The sequence below is a fragment of the Plectonema cf. radiosum LEGE 06105 genome (genome assembly GCF_015207665.1).
In the GTDB taxonomy this organism is placed as follows: domain Bacteria; phylum Cyanobacteriota; class Cyanobacteriia; order Cyanobacteriales; family Nostocaceae; genus Rivularia; species Rivularia radiosa_A.
Window position 1 is genome coordinate 18,842 of sequence record NZ_JADEWL010000002.1, and the last position, 21,989, is coordinate 40,830.

Annotated in this window: 15 protein-coding genes; 8 read left to right on the top strand and 7 right to left on the bottom strand. The window is 38.2% G+C overall.

Annotated elements, in window-relative coordinates; all coding sequences use genetic code 11:
• Positions 1 to 177 precede the first annotated feature (177 nt).
• Entirely contained in the window at positions 178 to 1,662 is a 1,485-nt protein-coding gene (locus IQ247_RS00700) for a BCD family MFS transporter (RefSeq protein WP_193915816.1), read from the top strand.
• Positions 1,663 to 1,793: 131 nt separating this feature from the next.
• Positions 1,794 to 2,588, top strand: a complete 795-nt coding sequence (locus IQ247_RS00705; RefSeq protein ID WP_193915819.1) for an inositol monophosphatase family protein — start codon at positions 1,794 to 1,796, stop codon at positions 2,586 to 2,588.
• Positions 2,589 to 3,165: 577 nt separating this feature from the next.
• On the opposite strand, the gene IQ247_RS00710 is transcribed toward IQ247_RS00705, so the two are convergent.
• A complete protein-coding gene (locus IQ247_RS00710; protein ID WP_193915822.1) occupies positions 3,166 to 3,933 on the bottom strand; it encodes an ABC transporter ATP-binding protein in 768 nt (255 codons plus the stop codon).
• A 123-nt stretch (positions 3,934 to 4,056) separates the two neighbouring features.
• On the bottom strand, positions 4,057 to 5,307 hold the full coding sequence (locus IQ247_RS00715) for an FtsX-like permease family protein (RefSeq protein WP_193915825.1): 1,251 nt from the start codon (positions 5,305 to 5,307) through the stop codon (positions 4,057 to 4,059).
• A gap of 825 nt (positions 5,308 to 6,132) precedes the next feature.
• Here IQ247_RS00715 and IQ247_RS00720 point away from each other — a divergent pair.
• From IQ247_RS00720 to IQ247_RS00730, 3 genes are all read left to right on the top strand, one after another.
• Entirely contained in the window at positions 6,133 to 7,806 is a 1,674-nt protein-coding gene (locus tag IQ247_RS00720) for a GH3 auxin-responsive promoter family protein (protein ID WP_193915828.1), read from the top strand.
• 251 nt (positions 7,807 to 8,057) lie between these two features.
• The gene (locus tag IQ247_RS00725) at positions 8,058 to 9,032 is read left to right on the top strand and encodes a cupin-like domain-containing protein (protein ID WP_193915831.1); all 975 of its coding nucleotides are present in this window, start codon (positions 8,058 to 8,060) and stop codon (positions 9,030 to 9,032) included.
• 117 nt (positions 9,033 to 9,149) lie between these two features.
• Entirely contained in the window at positions 9,150 to 9,905 is a 756-nt protein-coding gene (locus IQ247_RS00730) for an aspartyl/asparaginyl beta-hydroxylase domain-containing protein (protein ID WP_193915834.1), read from the top strand.
• 167 nt (positions 9,906 to 10,072) lie between these two features.
• On the opposite strand, the gene IQ247_RS00735 is transcribed toward IQ247_RS00730, so the two are convergent.
• A complete protein-coding gene (locus tag IQ247_RS00735) occupies positions 10,073 to 11,272 on the bottom strand; it encodes an MFS transporter (protein ID WP_193915837.1) in 1,200 nt (399 codons plus the stop codon).
• Positions 11,273 to 11,460: 188 nt separating this feature from the next.
• Positions 11,461 to 13,056, bottom strand: a complete 1,596-nt coding sequence (locus tag IQ247_RS00740) for a B12-binding domain-containing radical SAM protein (RefSeq protein ID WP_193915840.1) — start codon at positions 13,054 to 13,056, stop codon at positions 11,461 to 11,463.
• An 801-nt stretch (positions 13,057 to 13,857) separates the two neighbouring features.
• Between IQ247_RS00740 and IQ247_RS00745 the strand changes: the two genes are divergently transcribed.
• Together IQ247_RS00745 and IQ247_RS00750 are read left to right on the top strand one after the other, a co-directional pair.
• Positions 13,858 to 14,982: an aromatic ring-hydroxylating dioxygenase subunit alpha gene (locus IQ247_RS00745; protein WP_193915844.1), complete on the top strand. Its 1,125-nt coding sequence runs from the start codon at positions 13,858 to 13,860 to the stop codon at positions 14,980 to 14,982.
• 109 nt (positions 14,983 to 15,091) lie between these two features.
• Positions 15,092 to 16,378 (top strand): aminotransferase class I/II-fold pyridoxal phosphate-dependent enzyme, encoded by a 1,287-nt coding sequence (locus IQ247_RS00750; RefSeq protein WP_193915847.1) that lies wholly within the window; start codon positions 15,092 to 15,094, stop codon positions 16,376 to 16,378.
• Between the two features lie 144 nt (positions 16,379 to 16,522).
• On the opposite strand, the gene mnmE is transcribed toward IQ247_RS00750, so the two are convergent.
• Positions 16,523 to 17,917 carry a tRNA uridine-5-carboxymethylaminomethyl(34) synthesis GTPase MnmE gene (gene mnmE / locus IQ247_RS00755; protein ID WP_193915850.1) on the bottom strand — a complete coding sequence of 465 codons (1,395 nt, stop codon included), beginning with the start codon at positions 17,915 to 17,917 and terminating at the stop codon, positions 16,523 to 16,525.
• 285 nt (positions 17,918 to 18,202) lie between these two features.
• On the opposite strand from mnmE, the gene IQ247_RS00760 reads away from it, so the two are divergent.
• Positions 18,203 to 18,406, top strand: a complete 204-nt coding sequence (locus IQ247_RS00760) for a hypothetical protein (RefSeq protein ID WP_193915853.1) — start codon at positions 18,203 to 18,205, stop codon at positions 18,404 to 18,406.
• A gap of 53 nt (positions 18,407 to 18,459) precedes the next feature.
• On the opposite strand, the gene IQ247_RS00765 is transcribed toward IQ247_RS00760, so the two are convergent.
• Positions 18,460 to 19,224, bottom strand: coding sequence for a Uma2 family endonuclease (locus IQ247_RS00765; RefSeq protein ID WP_193915856.1), 765 nt, complete (start codon positions 19,222 to 19,224; stop codon positions 18,460 to 18,462).
• A gap of 51 nt (positions 19,225 to 19,275) precedes the next feature.
• Positions 19,276 to 21,891: a DUF11 domain-containing protein gene (locus tag IQ247_RS33020; RefSeq protein WP_193915859.1), complete on the bottom strand. Its 2,616-nt coding sequence runs from the start codon at positions 21,889 to 21,891 to the stop codon at positions 19,276 to 19,278.
• Positions 21,892 to 21,989: the final 98 nt, after the last annotated feature.

Below are 21,989 nucleotides of genomic sequence, written 5' to 3' on the forward strand. Positions count from 1 at the left end.
TTTTGATAATACTTTATATCTAAGTGTAGCGCTGTTAATGATATTGAAAGCTTTCTTGATCAATAGTTAGTGAGATAATAGCAGAGTAGCTACCGATTAAATTAGATAATTGTGTCAGTCTAATTGTAGTGACTTCCACTAATCATTGATATTTTTACATTTAAATAGTAAATACTTATGACAAGTAGCAATTCTCTACCCAATCCAGAATCCAATAACTCCGAACAAATCAAATCTCTTCCTCGAATCAATATTTTAACCATGTTCCGTTTGGGTTTATTTCAAATGGGACTGGGGATTATGTCCCTGCTGACATTGGGAGTACTTAATCGAGTTATGATTGACGAACTTAAGGTTTTGCCCTTGATTGCAGCAGGTGCGATCGCCATGTACCAGTTTGTCAGTCCAGTACGAATCTGGTTTGGTCAGATGTCCGATACGAAACCGATTAAGGGCTATCATCGTTCTGGGTATGTATGGATTGGTGCAGTTTTTTTTACTATTCTTTCTTTTGTAGCGCTACAAGTTGTGTGGCAGTTGGGCTATAGCTTACAAGCAAGTGGATGGAGTTTTCAAACCTCCGGTTGGGCTGGAATACTAGCATTAATTTTTGCACTTTACGGTTTAGCTCTCAGTGCTAGTTCTACACCTTTTACGGCATTATTAGTAGATGTAACTGACGAAGACAACCGTTCTCAATTGATTGGGGTTGTGTGGTCAATGTTGATGGTTGGGATTGTGATTGGTGCGATTATCAGTTCTAGATTGCTAGAAACACCAGAAATTTGCGGCTCTGCTATTTTATCTTACGACCCTTCTCAAACTGGAAAAGTAGCGAATATATCGCAATTAAAAGCTACAATTAACCCCGTATTTATAATTATGCCAGCGTTAGTTTTCGGGCTATGTATTTTGGCAACATTCGGGGTAGAAAAAAAATATTCTCGTTACTCTTTACGTTCGCAAGTTGTAGAAAGAGAAGACCAAATAAGTTTAAAAAAAGCCTTCAGAATTCTGACTGCTAGCCGTCAAACTGGATTATTTTTCAGTTTTTTGCTGGTATTAACTATCAGTCTTTTTATGCAAGATTCAATTTTAGAACCTTATGGTGGAGAAGTGTTTGGAATGTGTATTGCTGAAACCACCAGATTAAACATTCCTTTTGGAATTGGTACTTTAATTGGAATTGCTTCGACGGGCTTTTTATTAGTACCACGTTTAGGGAAGAAAAATACAACTAAATTTGGATGTATCAGTGCAGCACTCTGCAATGGTTTAATTATTATGGCTGGATTTAGTGGTAGTAAAACTTTGTTAATGGGTAGTTTGTTGTTCTTCGGTTTAGCATCTGGAATGCTGACAGCAGGGGCTACTAGTTTGATGTTAGATTTAACAGCAGCGGAAACTGCGGGAACCTTTATAGGTGCTTGGGGATTAGCGCAAGCAATGGCAAGAGGTTCGGCAACGGTACTTGGTGGAGGATTTTTAAATTTAGGAAAAAAGCTGTTTGAATTACCAGTAATGGCTTATGGATTAGTGTTTTTTCTACAAGGAATTGGAATGATTTTTGCGATTTTATTATTGGGTAGAATTAACGTTAAAGAATTTCAAAAAAACGCTAAGTTGGCAATTAGTTCAATTTTAGAAAATGAATTAGATTAAATTAGTGGACAATTGACAGTGGACAGTGGACAGTGGACAGTTGACAGTTGACAGTTCATTGAATTATTGGTAGTGGTTGCGTTTCCTTTAACCTTTAGCCTTTAACCTTTAACCTTTAACCTTTAACCTTCATGAACGATTTGTGGAATAATATTTTAGAATTTTCTCAAAGTACTACTACTAGAATTGGAAAGCAATTAATGCAAGATTTTGGTAGGGTACAAGCTGATAGTAAAGCTGATGGTAGTTTGGTGACGAAAGCGGATAAATGGGCTGATAATCAAATTCGAGATGCGATTAGTACCCAATTTCCTAATCATGGTATTCTCAGCGAAGAAAATAATACGGTTTTTCCCGATAATGAATGGTGTTGGATAGTTGACCCTTTAGATGGTACTACTAACTTTACAAGGGGAATTCCTATTTGGTGTATTTCTTTGGGGTTACTCTACAAAGGTAGCCCTGTATTTGGCTATGTTTACGCACCACCAACTGATGAAGCTTTTTATGGATATTGGCAAGGTGATTCTGAATTAAGTTTACCTTCAGGAGCATTTTGCAATCATCGTCCAATCAAAACCAGTGACGATAATATAAGTAAAAATCATTTTTTCAATGTATGTTCTCGCAGCACGTCGGTAATTAATTCAGATTTTCCCTGTAAAATAAGAATGCTAGGTGTTGCTAGCTATAATTTCCTTACCATCGCTACAGGAGCGGTATTAGGTGCGATTGAAGGGACACCCAAAGTATGGGATATAGCCGGTGCTTGGGTAATTTTACAAGCTGCTGGAGGTTGTTGGATATCTTTGAAATCCCAGCCTTTTCCTTTGGTAGTAGGTGAAGATTATAGTTCTAAATCTTTACCTACATTAGCTGTAAGTAAACCAGAATTAATTAAGATTTTTAAACCTTTGGTGGATTAATTAGGTAATAGGGAATAGTTGTAGGTTCGCTTAGGCGTACAAAGAATGATAGTTTTTAACTAGAAATTAATCTATGCGCCGTAATCCAACATCTTGGTGATTGTTCAAATTATTTGTAAAAAAATGTTGTGTTACGACAGAATAATCATAATTGACGTTGCTTGTTTAACTTATTTTCCTGTCTAACCCAACCTAGGAGCTAACATATTTGTAGTGCGAGCATCTTGCTCGCTATTAGACATCTCCGAGAAAGAATCTAGAAACGCAAGGGTTCGCCTCTCTACAAGGTTTCTGAATGACGCATATTTAATTTCCGGAGATGTTTATTAGTTAGCAAGCAAGATGCTCGCACTACCTTAAATCCACTAGAATTAATAACATAAACCATTAAGAATTTATGCGTAAGTCCCGATCAAGTCCATATAATTAGTTATTATTCCCACATATGTACTAAAAACTAAAAATCCTTCTTCTCTTTATTCCCAATTACCAATTACCAATTACCAATTACCAATTACCCATTACCAATTACCAATTACCAATTACCCATTACCAATTACCAATTACCAATTACCCATTACAAATAATTATCGGTAATTTCACCATCTTCCAAGAATGCCACATTGTCAGCAAAACTCTGAATTCGGGAATCGTGAGTTACCATGACAACGGTGCTTCCACCTTCTTTAGCTAAATTACAGAGTAATTCTATAACAGCTTGTCCGTTATGAGAATCGAGTGCGGCAGTTGGTTCATCTGCCATAATTAATTGGGGATTTCCTGCTAAAGCACGGGCGATCGCAATACGTTGTTTTTGTCCACCAGATAAGTCACGGGGAAGCAAATTGGCTTTATTGGCTAATCCTACCATATCCAATAACTCTAAAGCCTGATGAGTGGCGGATTTTCCCTTAATACCTTTAATTTCTAAAGCGACTTGCACATTTTCGACTGCATTTAAAGCACCAAAAAGGTTGAAGCCTTGAAAAATAAAACCAATATTGTCTCTTCTAAAGCGAGATAATTTTTTACGAGACATCCGCGTAATTTCCTCCCCCAAAAGATAGACTTTCCCATTCGTAGGAGTCAAAATTCCTGCCAAAATTGATAATAAAGTGGTTTTTCCCGAACCGGAATGTCCCATTAACAGTTGAATGGTACCCTTGCTCACATCCAAATCGATTCCTTTGAGTGCTACGTAGCGCTGTCTGCCAGATTGATATACCATTTCTATTCCTCTAGCAGAAATAGCAGAGGTTTTCAATTTACTTACATCAGTAGATTGTGAATTATTCCAACTGTCTATTCTGTTCGTCACTATACATTGATTTTGAGAAATAGTCATTTCTTTTAGGGAAGGATATTAATTTTTAGGCTTTGTACAAGGAAGAGGTAAAATTACTTATAAGTTTTTCAGATGAGAACAAAAATTCACTCTTAAGATAGAACAGTTTACTTAGGAAAAATACTATGCTTTGAATACAATTGCCGGATCAACTTTGCTGACTTTCTGAATTGCAAATAAAGCTGAACCCACGCACATCAATACAGTTACACCAAAAACTCCCACGGCTGTGAATGGAGTAATTAAAATTACGATGCCTTGAGTTGCTAGTGTCCAAGCTCCTAACCCCCAACAAAGCAACATTCCGGGAATATAGCCAAGAATTGCCATCCACAAAGCCTGCTCGATGATAATGCCGTATATGACTCTATTGGACGCTCCCATTGCTTTGAGTGTTCCAAATTCTTTGAGATGGTCGGCAACTGCTGAGTATAATATCTGACCGACTATTACGACTCCAACAACTATACCGACAGCGGCACCCAAGCCTAAAATAAAACCGATTCCCGTTGACTGCTGCCAAAATACACGTATCTTTTGAGACAATTCTGCGGTGGTATATGCTTTAGTTTCAGGGAAGGTAGCTTCTAAACGTTTTTTGAGTTGGGGGATATTTTCACCGGGTTGTGCTTGAATTAACACGTAAGAAATGGGAGTATTTAAGCTTAATGTTGGTGGTGGTTCATTGGCAGATTGTTGTTTTTGAGCATTAGTATCTTTTTGGTAAACGTTTCGACATTGCAGTTCTTCTCCAACCCAGGTACAGTTAACATTCGTCGTCACGCTAGCATTAGCGTAAGCGTTGGCTGTTTCTAAGGAAGTAAACAGGACGGAACTTGAAACAACTGACTGGGTATTTTGGGTGAATCCGACTACCTGTACTGGTAAGGAGCCAACTTGAGCGGTATCTCCAATTTGTTTGACTTTGAGAGACTTCAAGTTGCTTTGATCAACAATTACCGTATAAGGGTTTCTCAGAGATTTTACATCACCTTCAACCATCTCTCCGGGTACAAATAGTTGTCCTGTGGGAGGAAATCCGAATACTTTGACTACATTGAGTTTTCCATTGGGTACATTCCATCTAGCAGAACCTTGGAGTAAAGCTTCGGCTCGTTTTACACCATCAACTTTTCTCGCTCTAACGGCATAATCGAATAGAAGTTGTTGAGTTAGTTCGAGGTGTACCATCTTATCGGATGCTAACCAGATATCGGCTCGAGAATTTTCTACTAAAGTTACGGTAGAACGAATCACCCCATTGAAGACTCCAGTTTGGATAGTCACTAAGCTAACAGCAAACATAATTCCGGCTTGAGCAACTAAAAACCGAGGAATATCTTCAAATAAGTTTTTGCGAGCAATAGAAACCATGAACAGAATTACCAAGAGAATTTATTTGATTTGCAACTTATACCCTAAATTAGATTTTAGATTCTAAAAAAGCTTTTAAGATTCCATCTGTCCCCATTATTTTTGATGCTTGGTATTATTTTTCCCCGTTAATTGATGCAATTTTAGTAATACTTAAGTAAGTAGGCATAAATAATTCATAAATAATTATCGTTGTGTAGCATACAAGGTAAACTTGGCTCAAAACTTTACCTCTAATCCCTACTCTCTACTCATAACAAGAATTTTGAACGCCTATCTACTTAGGGGTGGGAATTGATTTAAGATGCAGATTTTTTGAATTTTAGATTTCATCTTATATTTCATGAAAATTTCTCCTAAAAAATGGTTTTAATCGGTGTTAAAGTAAATATCTCTAAATAAATTCACCAATATAACAGCAACATTTTCCTCAAAGAATGCCTATTATAAATGAATTCAAGCACTTGAGAATATGGAACTTTTTGATAATTTTCAAGTCTAGCGGATAAAATATTTTATCTCACAGACTTGATGTCAATTTAAAATCCCTGCATCCAAAATTTATTGACTGTAGGTTAAATTGCAAAAGTTCCGGAGATTAATACACCATGCACGAAAACCGATAAAATATTCGTACATATGTACGCTATGCGTGAAACTACTTAAAATATCATAAGTTCTTTTATTGTAGATTAGCTCTCTCGACAGACCGCAATATGAGTAGTAATATCTTCCTCACTTTAGAACTTTAGTTAGTTTTAAATAGTTTTGTAAAGTCGCTTCAAGGATTGTTTATATTTACTTAATAATTAGTGTGGAGGTGAAATGGTAAATTTTACATTAGCGTTACTTACTAATGCAGCAAGATTATCCAAAGCAAATTTTGTACGCAAGACTCGTAAAACTGCCTTTGTTCAAGAGCAATTTTTGCTGTCGCTGCTTAATGCTTATCAAGAAACCGAATTTGGACAAGAGTATCGGTTTGCAGAAATTAAAAGTGTCGATCAGTTCCGAGAACGTCTACCAATTTTACCTTACAGCAGCTACGAACCTTACTTAGAGCGTATTGCCAAGGGAGAGCCAAATATTCTCACGCCCAACCCCGTTATTTACCTGAATTTAACAAGCGGTTCCACTGGTAAACAAAAATTGATCCCAGTCACCCAACAATCCCGTAAAATCTTGAATCGTAATAATCAGGTTAGTATTGGTTTTGCTGCTGAAGCCGCGCAAAAACGGGGTTTACCGATTGGTACAATACTTTTAACAAGTTCGGTACAATTATACGGACGTACCAGCGGTGGAATTGATTATGGCCCGGTTAGCGTTGGTGATTTACGTCTGAACAGTTTTCTTTATCAGCAAGTATTTGCGCTTCCTTATGAAGCATTGCAGCCACAAGATAATTTAGCACGTCATTACGTTTGTTTGCTTTTTGCTTTAAAAAATCCGTCTTTGAGGATTATCGCTGCCAATTTCCCGGTTTTAGCACTACAACTGTGTCAGTATTTGGAATCTCAAGCTTTAGAACTAATTGAAGATTTAGAACAAGGAACTATTGCTCCCTGGTTGAATTTGAAACCGGAATTACGAGCAAAATTAGAAAATAAATTATCTCCATCCCCGAAACGAGCTGCTCAATTACGTCAGATTTTACAAGACGAAGGAAGACTTACACCAAAATTAGTTTGGCCAAATTTGTCATTCATTACTACTGCTCGTGGTGGAACATCCGATTTTTATCTGCAAAAATTTCCCGAATATTTTGGTGATACCCCAATTTTTGGCGGAGTTTATTCTTCTGCGGAAGGTACTTTTGGCATTTATCCCGACTTTAATCATGATGGAGCCATTTTAGCGATTCAAACTGGTTTCTTTGAATTTATTCCCGAAGAGGAATGGGGTGTTTCCCAACCAAAAACACTTTTAGCTCATCAAGTAGAAGTGGGAAAATATTATCGTATTTTGTTGTCTAACTATAGCGGTTTGTATCGTTACGATATTGGGGATGTAGTAGAAGTTGTCGGCTGGTACCAAAAAACTCCTTTAATTACATTCCGACATCGTAAGGGAGGTGTGTTATCCTCAACAACAGAAAAAACCTCCGAATTTCACGTTACTCAGGTAATGCAGCAGTTAGAAAAGAAATTTAATTTATCTTTAGAAAACTTTTGTATTACTTTATCTGAAGATGGAATTCCTCCTCATTATTTAGTAAATATTGAATTAGCATCGGGTCATAGTCTTAATAATCCTCAACAATTTATCATTGAGTTCGACCGTTTGTTACAAGAAATTCATATTTCTTATGCAGCTAAAAGACCAAATCCAATACCATCACCCAGGCTAAGAATTATGGCTGCGGGAAGTTTTGCGACTATTCGACAGCGGCTTTTAAACACAGGAATTCCGGCTTCGCAATTAAAATTTCCTCATCTAAGCGACGATAGACAATTTCTCGCTGGATTAACTGTTGAGAAAGAAATAACTCTAGTATAAATTAATAATGAATAACAATTTAATGTCATCTTTATGAGGAAAATATTGTAAATTAAAATAGTATTGGTAGACGATAAAAAAATGTGACTTATCCTACCAATTACTTATAGATAACAATCGATTAATGATTGTTTAAAAAATAGTTAATTTGTCGATTGTTAATTAAGAAAAATAAAATCAACTAAAATTAAATAAAATTAAACTAAATTAATTTTATTTAACCTTACTTGTTAATTTAAATAAATAGAAAAATGAGGACACCATCACAAGAGAAGCATCTATCAGCAACTGAGAGCAAAAAGCAAATTGCAAGGGTTGATGGAAATACTTTAACTCCAGAGATTTTTGCAACAAAATATCAAAAATATGGTATCCCAGTTGTAATTACTGGTTTACTAGATTCCGACGAACTTAATTGGGATTTAGACTATTTACGCAAAAAATTGGGACAAAAAAAGTTTCCGGTTAGATTTTACGGACGTGAAAGATATCAGCAAGACAAGCGAAACTGGGAAAATATGGGAAGTGGGGTAGAATCACGCACTATACCTTTTAGCGACTATGCTGAAAAACTGTTAAGTGGAGAAGCTGATGAAAAAGATATTTATTTAGGTAAATGCTCCCTCACAAATACTCCCCTTGCAGATAACCCTAGTTTTGAGCGTTTAGAATCGCAACTTGGTTTGAGCATACCCGTAACTCCTTTAAATCTTTGGCTTGGTTTGGGGGGACATACAACTTGTCTGCACTGCGATGCCTTTGATGGTACTTTAATTCAACTCTATGGAGCTAAGAAACTGATTCTGTTTCCACCCAATCAATTATATAATCTATATCCTTTTTCACTATTAAATAATTTAATTTATGGGTTCAAACGACGAGCTTCTTACAGTCAGGTATATCCCCAAAAACCTGATTTTCAAGCCTTTCCTAAATTCAAAAAAGCACTTTCCCAATCTTACGAACTAGTTCTTAATCAAAGAGAGATTCTCTACATACCTGTAGGATGGTGGCATGAAGTTACTTGTTTGGGTGATGGAGTAGTGTGTTCGGTAAATCGTTTTTGGCGAGTATTGCCTATTTACCGTTCGTTTTTTTCCTGGAATAAATGGCGTATTCATTTATCTAGTATATTAGCGATACCTCATTTTTTTGCGATTGGGTTAACAAATATTATCGGTAAAAATAGAACAGAAAATCTCAAACGATTATTGCAAAGACTTTAATTAGTTAGGAGTTAAGAATTGGTTGTAGAGACGTAGCAATGCTACGTCTTTTATTGAGTTAGTAGTTCCTTGTTTTTTATCCTCAAGTAAATACTTGACATTTTATATATTTCAAATATGCAAAACTTATCTCAGATTATCGTTAAACAATTAGAAAAATTACTTACTAAAGATGGTTGGTTAGAAACGTTAGTTGCTAATAATTCTAAGGTAGGCAATTCCGTCTTTTTTGATGTCGAACAGTTCCCTTGGGCTAAAGATTTAGAAACTAATTGGATGGTGATTCGTAAAGAATTAGAACAAGTACTTGAAAGGGTAGACGAATTACCGAATTTTCAGGATATTTCTAAACGTCAATATCGCATTGCTAATGATAATCTTTGGAAAACCTATTTTTTATACGCATTCGGATTTAAAGCTACTAAAAATTGTGAAAGATGTCCGCAAACTACTAAATTGATTGAACAAATTCCGGGAATGAAAGTGGCATTTTTCTCAATTCTTGCTCCTGGTAAACATATTCCCAAACATCGTGGTAAACTCAAGACTTTGATTCGCTATCATTTGGGTTTAATTGTTCCAGAACCAAAAGAAAAATGTCAAATTCAAATAGCAGATGAAATTCGATATTGGGAAGAGGGTAAAAGTTTAATTTTCGACGATACTTTTTATCATGAAGTTTGGAATGATACGGATGGATATCGGGTAGTCTTATTTTTAGATATTGCTCGTCCTTTAAAATTTCCTCTTTCTGTGGTTAGTTCTTTAGCCAATAAGTTAATTACTGCTTCTCCCATCGTTCAAGAAGCTAAAGCTAATCATAAGTCTTGGGAAAATAATTTTGAAAAAGATGATAAAGGGAGTAGGGAGTAGGGAGCAATTCCCAAGAAGTCGGGTTTTTTTGAATTTACAACTGTGTAACAAGTACGTATTGTAAAAACCCGACTTTTCACCGAAAAAAAACCGCAGAGACGCAAAGAACGCAGAGGAAAGAGGTTTTTAGAGATGAACTGCACCCTACGGCTAAAAACCCAAGCTTCTCAAAAACGGTCATATTTTGCTTTTTCAAGGGCTTTACTTTGCTTGATGCTCAAAAATGTAGTTACTAAAGATACTGCTGCACCGACAAAAAATACTGCTATTCCACCATTTTTCCAAACTGGACCAAGAAAAATTGGCGAGAAAAATTGTCCTAAATTACTCGCTCCCGTACCAATTGCTAAAACGCTAGAACGTACTTGTGGAGGGTTTGATTTTGATAACGCATCATATAAATTGGGCATAACGATACCGAATCCCATTCCGAAAATAATCGCCGTGGGTAGAATCAGATAAATTTGTTCCACAAACGGTATAGTTATTAATGTTACTGCCATTAAAATAAAGCCTAGAGCGATCGCCTTTGCACTTCCCAAACGCTTGGCTAACTTGCTTGCACCCACGGCAGAAATTACAGCCGCACCAATGGCTCGCGATGCTAAAATTGCTCCATTAAGTACTGTATCGGCTCCGATTGCTTGTTTAAAATGTAGGGGAGCGTAGATAATTACTACATAAAAGATTGCAGATGTCAATGCTAAGGCTATAAATAAAGTTAAAGTACTTGAAGATGTCAAGCTTTGAATAAGTTGGTCTTTTTGATTTAGACCTATTGATAAAGTACTTTGACGCTTTTGCTTTGGTAATATTAAATAGGCAATGAGGGCGGCTGGTAAACCTAAACCATAGAGAAAAAAGGTAAATCGCCAATTGATTGAACCAAGTAAACCACCTAAAAGCGGAAAAATAATGCTGGCGATCGCCAATGCACTGGTTGTATAACCAAGGATGCGGGTTCGTCTTTCTCCTTCATACATACTGCTCAGAATACCGATACTCGCAGCGGCAACCCCTCCACTCGCAGCCCCCAATAATGCTCGTGATATTAATAAAGGGGTAAAACTCTGCATCAAACCTCCAATACTGCCGAAAATTGCGTAGCAAATCAGTGATGGAATTAGCACCTTGACTTTACCAATCCGGTCAGCGAGAATACCAAAAATTGGACTAAATAAAAAGATTGTCAGACAATGCATACTCACCAAAGTACCTACCCAACGCGGATCGATGGCGAGTTGTTCTTTGATCTCCGGCATTATTGGTGACACAACACTTCCCGTCATAGTAGTTAAGCTACCGCAAACAAGTAATACCAGTAACGTCGGAATTTGCTTGCGATTTTCTTTAGCTAGAAGCGACATAGATTATATAAAAATTCCTGAATAAATTTATCAGCCTTAAAAGTACACTAACCCAACTCATTGATCGTGAATAGGCAATTAGGAGAACAAAATCCCCTGCAAAGAAATAATGCAAGGGAAAATGGTACCTTAATATTTGAATTGTTTAAAGCTGTAACTGTTCCGCTGAAAAATCTCTTGATAAATCTCTAAGTAATCAAAGATTGATTCATCTCAACTTGCTGGGGTTTTTGCGAAAGATTCAACTTGCGATAATCAGCGATTTGTCCCTCAATTTCATTTTTGACAATTTGACGGTATTCAATATGATGCTCCAAAAGAGCGCACATAGATATATAAGATACTAATACTTTAGGATTATGCCTAAGTATTAAGAAAAGTTGAATCCAGAATTGAAAGCGTGTATTACGTTTAATACCCTGTCGCCAGATTATAATTAATAGCGCTTTTAATTCGATTAATTTCAGCATCTGGAACTTTTTCTGATAAAGTCGAGGTTCCATTTCTAGGTAATGACGATAAACTCGTCCCAGGAATTTCTTTGGTTCGTATAATTCCCAGAAACAGTTTACATATTCGGAAGCTAATTCTTCTATGGGACGAGTTGGAATAAAGTTAGTTAAGGAGGTTGTTTGATTCCCCGTATTACCTTTTTGGTCAATCTCTAACAAACGTCCTTCTTTTTCCAATCGATGCCATAATGCCGTATTTGGTAAAGCTTGTAGCAAACCAAACATTGCATTGGGAATTGCAGTCGTCTCCACAAAATCAATAATGCGAGATCCAGCCCCGACTTTTTCACCATCAAAACCGAGAATAAACCCAGCCATGACTCGCAAGCCTTTACGGTTGATTTTTTGGACAGCTTGTGCTAGTGAATTGCGGGTATTTTGATGCTTTTTGGTTAATGACAAACTATCTGTATCGGGTGTTTCAATTCCCAAAAATACGGAGGTAAAGTTAGCCGCAATCATTAAGTCCAGTAGTTCGTCGTCTTGCGCTAAATCTACTGAAGCTTCCGTTTGTAAGCTGAATGGATAACCGCGCTCTGCCATCCACGGAATCAGTTCTTTGAGTAAAAGCTTGACATTACGTTTATTGCCGATGAAGTTATCATCCACCATAAACACTGAATTCCGCCAGCCTAAATCATACAGTGTTTGTAATTCCTCAAGCAGTTGGGCTGGATTTTTAGTACGCGGTTTGCGTCCGTAAAGCACGATGATATCGCAAAACTCACACTCAAACGGACAACCACGAGAAAATTGCACCGACATCATGTCGTAAGCGCTCAGCTCAAGCAAATCATATCGGGGTATGGGCGTATTAGTAATATCCGGCTTTTCACCATCAGAGCGGAATATTCCCGAAGTTTCCCCTCTGCGGAGTGCTTCGACAAATAGGGGTAAAGTTATTTCTCCTTCATCTAAAACCAAAAAATCTACCCCTGCCGCTTGGGCTTCTTGGGGTACGGAAGTTACGTAGGGGCCTCCAACCGCAACTAGTTTATTACGCCGTTTTGCTTCTTTTATTAAATACAGTAAATCTGGTTTCTGAACAATCATTCCCGAAAGAATGACTATTTGGGCCCATTCCCAATCATCTGCGGTTTCTGGACCGATATTACGATCAACTAGTCGGAATTCCCAATCTTGGGGTAAAATAGCCGCGACTGTAATCATCCCCAAAGGAGGGAGAGTTACCTTGTGTCCAATTAATTCTATGGCTTTGTCGAAAGACCAAAAAGATTTCGGAAACTGAGGATATAGCAGTAAAACTCGCATTTATATAGCAATTTAGGTAAAGATTGCCGAAGTGATTTTGTGAGATTGAAATCCGAGGTTGGAAAATTTGAGCTACTGATGTTTAGTGAAAATTACTTTTTTTACTATTGTAGTTGCCCATGCAATAATTTTTACTCTTGCGGCACAAACAATAACAGACAAAAGTGTTACTGCTCATTATTACTACTCCCTAATCCTAAGCTGTCGCCCATTTAATTTGGATTTTTCTAGGCAGCTTTTACAATAGTGTGAGGTTTTTCTCTTATACAATCAAGGTTACACATTAGCTGAATCGAGATTTTCAAAGCCAACCTATTTATACATACATTACACAAAAGGTTATAATTTTTTTCAATCGAAGAATATTCACAGTTATGGATTCAATACATAAATATTAAATTTCTGTATAAAAATATGAGAATAAAAAATGATTAGTCGGCTATAATTTCAGTACTTTTATGCAAGCAATCCACATTTAAGTTAGATAAATCACTTTGAAATATAAGTGTTAACTATAAATAAGCCAATATGCAAGAACGTAAAAGTGTCATAATACACTCGACATTTGCTCAAAATCAGATAAAACTATGAAATTAAAACCATAATCGGGTAATCAAAAATAAAAATGCTTAAAATGTGAAGCTTTCTTTGATATTTTGCTTGTTTTACAAAAGGTTCTTGCTTAATTACTGAGAAGTTTGTAAATTTCTAATAAGATTGGCGGCAAGTCTTAAAGAATGAGACACAAACTTTTTGTCGTAATTGCTCATATAGTTAATTGCTTATATCAGGAGTGCCGTAATGGAAATAACTCCAACTCTGAAAAGCCAAACCGTTCAAAATCGCGTGCGAGAAGTCGGGATAAATCCAAATTATTGGTATCCCGCAGCTTGGAGCGATCAACTCAAACCGAATCAAGTAATACCCGTAGTCATCTGGAATATGGCGATCGCGCTTTACCGTTCCGAAAATGGTCAAGTTTACGCCATAGAAGATGCTTGTCCCCATAAAGGTATTCCTTTGCACAAAGGCGATGTTACAGGGGATAATATCACCTGTCCTTACCATGGCTGGCAATTTAACGGTGATGGAGAGTGTACGAGCATTCCCTACTTTCCCAAAGACCAAAAATTGCCCTGCGCCAAAGCACTTAGCTATGCCGTGCGGGAAAAGTATAATATAATCTGGATTTTTCCAGGAGCCATAGAAGATGCTGAAAATGTGGAATTGCCTTCAGTTCCAGAATATGATGACCAAAACTGGTTAGCTATTCCGATACCGGGACATTTTCAAGCTCATTTCTCCATCTGTAACGAAAATACAATGGACGTGTTTCACGGCTATTTACATAAAAACTTACAAGGCTGGTTTAATCCAGAATTAATGAGTTTACAAGCCACAGAAACATCAGTTGAAGCTGAATATCGAGTATCTTATCAAGGCTGGATGAGCAAATTTTTCGGATTTAGCGATACTGGGAACGAAGTTACAACTCGTACTGTCACAATTAGATATAAATATCCTCATTACCATAGTTCTTTAGAAGGAGTTTCTTCTATTTATTTAATGCGTCAACCAGTAGGGATACAATTAACAAAATCTTTTTCCTTACTATTTATCAAAATTCGTCTTCCGCAATGGTTTGTTAAACCCTTACAAAAACCCATAGCAAAAATAATTTGGTGGTTCGTCTTAAAAAGTTTTCTCGATCAAGACGTAGAGATGATTGAAAGCGAACAACGTACTTATTTAGCTAACCCCCAAAGACGTTATGTAGAAATTAATCCAGCAATCATCGCCTTACAAAGGGTAATTGTGGGTCAATATGAAAAATTTATGCAACAATCTAAAAAACTATCCAATGGCAATAATGAGAACTACGCATCTTCATCTACGGTCGTCAAGTCAAATTTAAGTTCTACTTAGTAGTTTTGACCGTCTGATATCACAGATTGGTGCAAAACGAGGAACGTAATTTTCAACCGCAAACATATATTAAAAACCAATTGTTAAATTTTAGGTGAGAGGAGCTATTGTGGAAGTTGTAGAAGAGTATATGCAGGGACTTTATCAAAGTGGTCTCTACCCGGATAAACTGATTTGTCATCACAAACATGGAAATTTAGTTGAAGTTGAAAATCCTACTAATGGTCAGCGATATAAACTTTTGACATTTTGCACGAATGATGTTTTGGGGTTAACTCAGTCGGAAGAAGTCAAGCAAGCGGCGATTGATGCCATTGTGCAGTACGGTACTTCTAACAGTTCTTGTTCGGTATTAAGCGGTAGAATTGACTTGCATCGTCAATTAGAGCAAGAAATTTCTGCTTTTAAACATTTACCCCATACTCATCTATTCCTTAATGCTTGGATGGCAATGCAAGCATTAATCGATGGCTTTTGTCATTTAGCGATTAATCTTCCCGGCTTTCGGAATACCAGAGAAACCTTAATTTTGACTGATGTTCTCAATCACGGTTGCATAGTTTCCGCCGTTACTAATGCTAGCAATCGTTCTGGGAAGATGTTTAGTCATAGCCCTGCCGTCCGTGTAAAAGCTTACCGCCATTGTGATGTAAGTGACTTGGCTCGGAAATTGCGCCGCTATGCTCAGCCCAACGATCGCATCCTGGTAGTTTCCGACGCGGTGTTTTCCATGGATGGCGATATTGCCCCATTACCAGAGATGCTAGACGTTTTAGAAAACTATCCCGGTAGCATCATCGTCATGGATGAAGCTCATGCTAGTGGTGCAATTGGTGCCAAAGGTGGCGGTATATACGACCATTTTGGTATTACACCCCAGCAGGTACTTGACAGGGGAATGGTGCCGTTAATTATGACTACTTTCTCTAAATTTGCAGCTTCCGCAGGTGCAGCAATCAGCAGTCATATGCCAGAAATGATTGACTTGCTCGATGTTTCTCCGACTTCTATCGGTACAATATCGCTCCCCCCAGCAACAGCAGCAGCAGCATTAGAAAGTATTCGTCAAGTTCAGCAAAATCCCGAATTAGTCGAAACACTACAAGCTAATACCCGTTATTTGCGATCGCGATTAATCGAACATGATTTTGCGGCAATCGGTGAAACTAATGTTATACCCGTACTAATGCCACCGGAACTAAATCCGAAACAATTCACTCGTCACTTGATGGAACATCACGGTATTTGGGTATCTGCGATTTGGTTTATTGCCAAACCCCGCTTAAGAATTACTGCAAATGCGCTTCATACTAAAGAAGAGATGGATAATTTGGTAGAAGCAATGGTAGAAACACGGGAACTTTTGTATAAACCGGCAACTGTTGCTACTGCTTAATTGTTGAGGTTATAGAAGCCCGGTTTTTTCAAAAAGCCGGGTTTTTTATACAGTTATCAGTTATCAGTTATCAGTTACCAATTACCAATTACCAATTACCAATTACCAATTACCAATTACCAATTACCAATTACCAAAAATCATTTATTTCCCAATACAAAATTTACTAAAAATTCTATCTAAAATCGATTCGGTTACTTCTTCTCCGGTAATTTCTCCTAAAGCATTAATTGCACCTCTTAAGTCTATTGTCCAGAAATCAAAGGGTAGTTGCTGCTCCATTGTTAACTGAACTTGTTCTAAAGATGTTTTTGCTTTGATTAATGCAGCAGCTTGACGTTGATTAATTGCCAAATCCATATCTGAGGCTTGTATATTTTCCATTTTTACTTGTTCTAAAATCGCTGTTTCTAATGCTTCAATGCCTTGATTTTTTGCTGCTGCCGTTAGGATTTTAGATTTTAAATTTGGGATTTTAGATTGAATATCTTTTGTTTCCCAAACTTCTACTAAATCAATTTTATTAATTACTAATATTAATGGACGGTGCTTTACTTGCTCGTAAATTTCTTGGTCTTCCTTTGTCCATCCCGTGGTTGCGTCGATGGTAAATAATACTAAATCTGCTGCTTGTGCGGCATTGCGGGAACGTTCCACCCCAATTTTTTCTACTAAGTCTTGTGTATCGCGGATGCCTGCTGTATCTAGCACTTGTACGGGAATACCACCTACTACTAACTGTGATTCAACTACATCGCGGGTGGTTCCCGGTAAATCGGTGACAATAGCGCGATCGCAACGGCTCCAAGCGTTGAGTAAACTGGATTTCCCCACATTTGGACGACCAACAATCGCCACTTTCAAACCTGTGCGTAAGAGTTCTCCTTTATCCGCAGTTGCGATTAATTTGGCAATTTCTGCGGAAACGTTTTTAATTTCTGATACGATGGCTTTATCATCCAACGGGGGTAAATCTTCCTCAAAATCGATTCTTGCTTCAATTTCTGCGACGATATCCAAACATTTAGCGCGTAACTGACGGATAGAATCGGCTAATTTTCCTTGCAAACCAGCCAATGCTGTTTGAGCAGCTTGAAGAGATTTGGCACCAACTAAATCGGAAATGCTTTCTGCTTGGGATAAATCAATGCGTCCATTTAAAAAGGCTCTGAGGGTAAATTCTCCCGGTTGTGCGAGTCGTGCGCCTTGTTCCAGACATAATTTTAGTACTTGTTGCACTGCAATGATTCCCCCATGACACTGGAATTCTATAACATCTTCACGAGTGTAGGAACGAGGAGCTTTCATGATTAACAGCAGCGCTTCATCTACCAACAGTTGTGTTTGGGGATGACGAATGTAACCGTAGAGAATCCGGTGCGATTCCACAACTTGTTTACCCGGTGCGTGAAAAATAGATTCAGCAATTTGTAAAGCTTGAGAACCAGAAACCCGCACAATTCCTACACTACCCTGTTGGGGTACAACAGCTGTGGCGATCGCCGCAATAGTTCCGGTTGTAGCAAAGATTTGAGACATTTAAAATGGGTAATTGGTAATTGGTAATTGGTAATGGGTAATGGGTAATGGGTAATTGCAAGAAATTTCAACTCTTAACTCATAACTCCTAACTCCTAACTCATAACTCCTAACTCCAAACTCCAAACTCCTAACTCATAACTCCAAACTCCAAACTCCAAACTCCAAACTCCAAACTCCTAACTCATAACTCCTAACTCCTAACTCCTAACTTTAGAATGCGCGTTAATATTTATCCAGAAGCTAATATCTGTTTAACAAAGTATTAGTTAAGAGGGGAACACCATGGAAGAACAAAAAATTAATTGCGCTCAAGCTTGTGTTAATGGTTGTGTTTTGGGAGATAAATGTCCCAATATTGAGTATAGAGACCAAGCATCACAGTTTATCCAAGATACTTCCTTAGAAAAAATGCTCGAAATTGCTGAAATCGCCAGAATGAAAAAGTTATCGGAACCGCCTAAATGGGTAATTCCCGATGAAATTTAGTTAGTTTAGCTTAATTTTAGGACAGGTCTCTCGTACCTGTCACCTATTTCATTTTATAAATCATTAATATCTATATTTAATTCTCTTAATTTTGCGGCTAAAAGTTCAGCACGTCGAGCTTCTCTATCAGCACGTTGAGCCTCTTGATTAGCACGTTGAGCCTCTTGATTAGCACGTTGAGCTTCTTGATTAGCACGTTGAGCTTCCTGTTGTGCTAATTCTTCAGGAGTGGGAATCAGTTCACCTTCATTGCTAAAAAAGCGTAACTTTTCTGCATAAATTCCCAGAAATAAACTTAACTGCTGACTCCATAACCAACCTTGAGGGTTTGGTTGCAGGGGCTGATATTCGCCATCAACTAAATGAAATCCCTGGAATTCTAAACTATTAGGATCAAACCAGAAATAATCTGGAGTCCGAAAAATATCTTGATAAATTTGTTTTTTTAAATCTCGGTCTGTTGCGGCGGTAGAATCTGAAAGTACTTCTATAATTACATTGGGATACTTACCACCTTCTTCCCAAACTACCCAACTTTTACGCGGTTTGCGTTCAGTTCCTAATACCGCAAAAAAATCTGGTCCACGAAACTTCTCTGACTTGAGTTGACGCGGGCTGTAATAGATGGTGAGATTACCCGCAACATAAAAGTCATTGCGGTTTTGCCAAAATAACTCTAGAGACTGTATCAGCAGAATCATCTGCCGTAAATGTAAATCGCTTTCCAAAGGTGGTTCGTCACTATATATATCTCCTGGGGGAAATATAACATCAATTGGGGTTTCTAAATTAGGGGTTTCTAAGTTGGTGACAGACATGGTGGCAAGTCTTGAACTGCTATAAGTCTAGCTTAGGGTGCGATTAGATGATTAATCGACTTTTACTCTGAACCGAATAAAACCAAAATTTGTACCAAGGGTATGGTTAATAGTACCGAGATTGACAATTACTGCACCTGTGGAATTATCTTGATTGGGACAGAAGTTATTCGGGGGAAGTTGAGTTCCTGGAGCAAAAAAACTACCATTATCACCATCAGTATTATCCGTATTAGCTGTAACTGTATTTGCTAAATTCACAGAAATACCTGTACCGGAACCAAAGCTATTGGGAACAAAACTAGTTCCCTTGGGGATGGAATCGCAAAATCTGACGTTTTCTACTGGTCGATTACCGTCAGCAAGGAAATACATCGTGTATTCTACTTCGTCACCGATTTCTAAAGGTAATTGCGGACTAATATCAAATACTCCCACTGGTGAAAGTTGAAACCAACCTGGTAAATTGTCAATAGGGTCGTTGGGGTCATCAATAAAAGAATCAAAGTTAATGCCGCTGATGGGAACGCCGTTTCTATATACGTTGGTAATCCTTTTCAAGCCGCGTAAACGCTCCGGCTCGCTGGGAACTGGGGAACCGACTATTACTTCTTCACCAATTGTTGCTGCATCATAATTTACACTTGTTGTTCCCTCTGGTGTGGTACGAGTGGGGTCTAAATAAGTGGCAATTGCGGGATTATTATATTCGCCGTTGGGTACATTTTCGTCGATGTTGGTAGTAAAAGTAATCGCAACACTACCACCACTAGCAATATTAAAAGTACCAAAGTTAAGGACAGTTTCGCCATCAATTGGATTGCTAACACTAGTACGAGTTGAACCACCATTTAAAGTAATTGTGGGATTAGTAGAACCATCAAAAGTAAAACCGTTGGGTAAAGGGTCAGATATATTAACGTTAGTTGCCGTAGATAAATTGGCAGCATTGGCAACTGTAATAGTATAGGTGGCTTTCCCTGGCTTGATAATTGGGGATTGGGTAGAAGTAGTTTTAGTAATAGTTAATTGTGGTAGACATTCGGCACCGGAACTAGCACCATTAATATTACCAACACTATTTGTAGTACCATTACTACCAGAAGTTGCGCCAAAATTGAGGTTAGGATTCACAGGATTGCCACCAGCACCTGATGCGCCGCCATTTGCATTAACTACGGCACCGGGGCTACTGAAGATAATACCACCACCACCACCACCACCGGGACCGTGGAGATTATTCGCGATTGAATCCCCACCCTTACCACCGTTAGCAGTTACCGTTAGACCTGCAAGGCTATTATTCGCAGCAGATACTACAACACTACCACCAGCACCACCACCACCGGCTCCATCCACACCTACATTTAAAGCATTGGCACCATTGGCATTAATAGTACCACTACCGCTAACGCTACCAGTACGAATCAAAGCCATACCACCACCCGCAGCACCACTACTTGCCAAACCATTAGGAAGACTTCCGGAACCATCATTAGTTGTTCCCGCTCCTCCTCCTCCTCCCAATACTAAGCGGCTGCTTGTAGAAGGAAAATCCGCACCCCCAAAACCACCAATAAATAATCGAGAGCTAAAGCTTCTACCACCCAAACCACCAGCACCACCATTACCACCACCACCACCCCCGGTATTTTCACCGTTAGGAAAGCGAAATCTTCCCAAAGGGTCTCCATCTGTACCACCACCACCAGCATTACCCGGCGCTCCACGAGCCGAGGAACCGTTGGGATAACCTTCAACGCCAGTATTTTCTAAAGTATTATTTGTAGAGTTAAAGATATATCTGGGTGTACCGGCAGTACCTTCACCTTTAGAACCGTTAGTATCATCAGTTGATAAAGTCCTGTAATCAGTTTGTGTATAACCAGTGGAAGCAGCGGCTCCGCCAAGCTGTCGCCCCGCACCCCCACGAAAGCCGGTTCCGCTAATATCTACAGTTGCGCCGCCTAAATTTAAATTACCGGCAACATCATAAACTAAAATACCACCACTAGAACCATTCCAAGAACTTGCTGTCAATCCTGAAGTAATAGTGGCACTAGAATATTGCGGTACGCGAATTACCTGATAAGTTCTTTGTCCTTGGGTACCAAAAGCAGCATTGTTATAAGAATTAATCAGTCCTCCTCCCGCACCTCTACCTTGAATTGTCACCGAACCACCAGCAACAGCTCCCGTGGCAACTACGTATTCATAATTACCAGCACTAAAGTTAGCATTATTCAGATTACCACTAGCCCCAATTTGTGAAGGGGGTGTAAAGTTGGTCAGAATATCATCAGAACCACCGGGCTGAGCATCTCCATAAGCATTAGTATTACTAGAATCAATATCCGCTCCCTGCATTTGGATAACTAATAACAAATCTCCTGGTTGAATTGGTGTTGATGCACCTGTGGGAATTCCTACGGGAATCGAAGTGTTACCAGCGTTTACATTTGCTGTACCAGCATAATAAGTATTAATAACACCGTTTAAATTATCAGCCGGTCCATCTTTACCGGGAACAGCGCATAATCTTGTTATGGTTTGGGCTGCAACTTCAGAAAAATTTCCTTCAACCACTAACAGTAAGCTTTGATAGCTACAAGTTGTAAATAATAGGATGAAACTACGAATTAGTTTAGATTTAAATGATGATTTCATAATTAGTTGATGGTTGATAGTTGATAGTTGATATAGCAATCCGAATTGAGATGTGAGAAAGTACTTAGATTCAAAGTTGGGAATAGAAGGCAAATTTG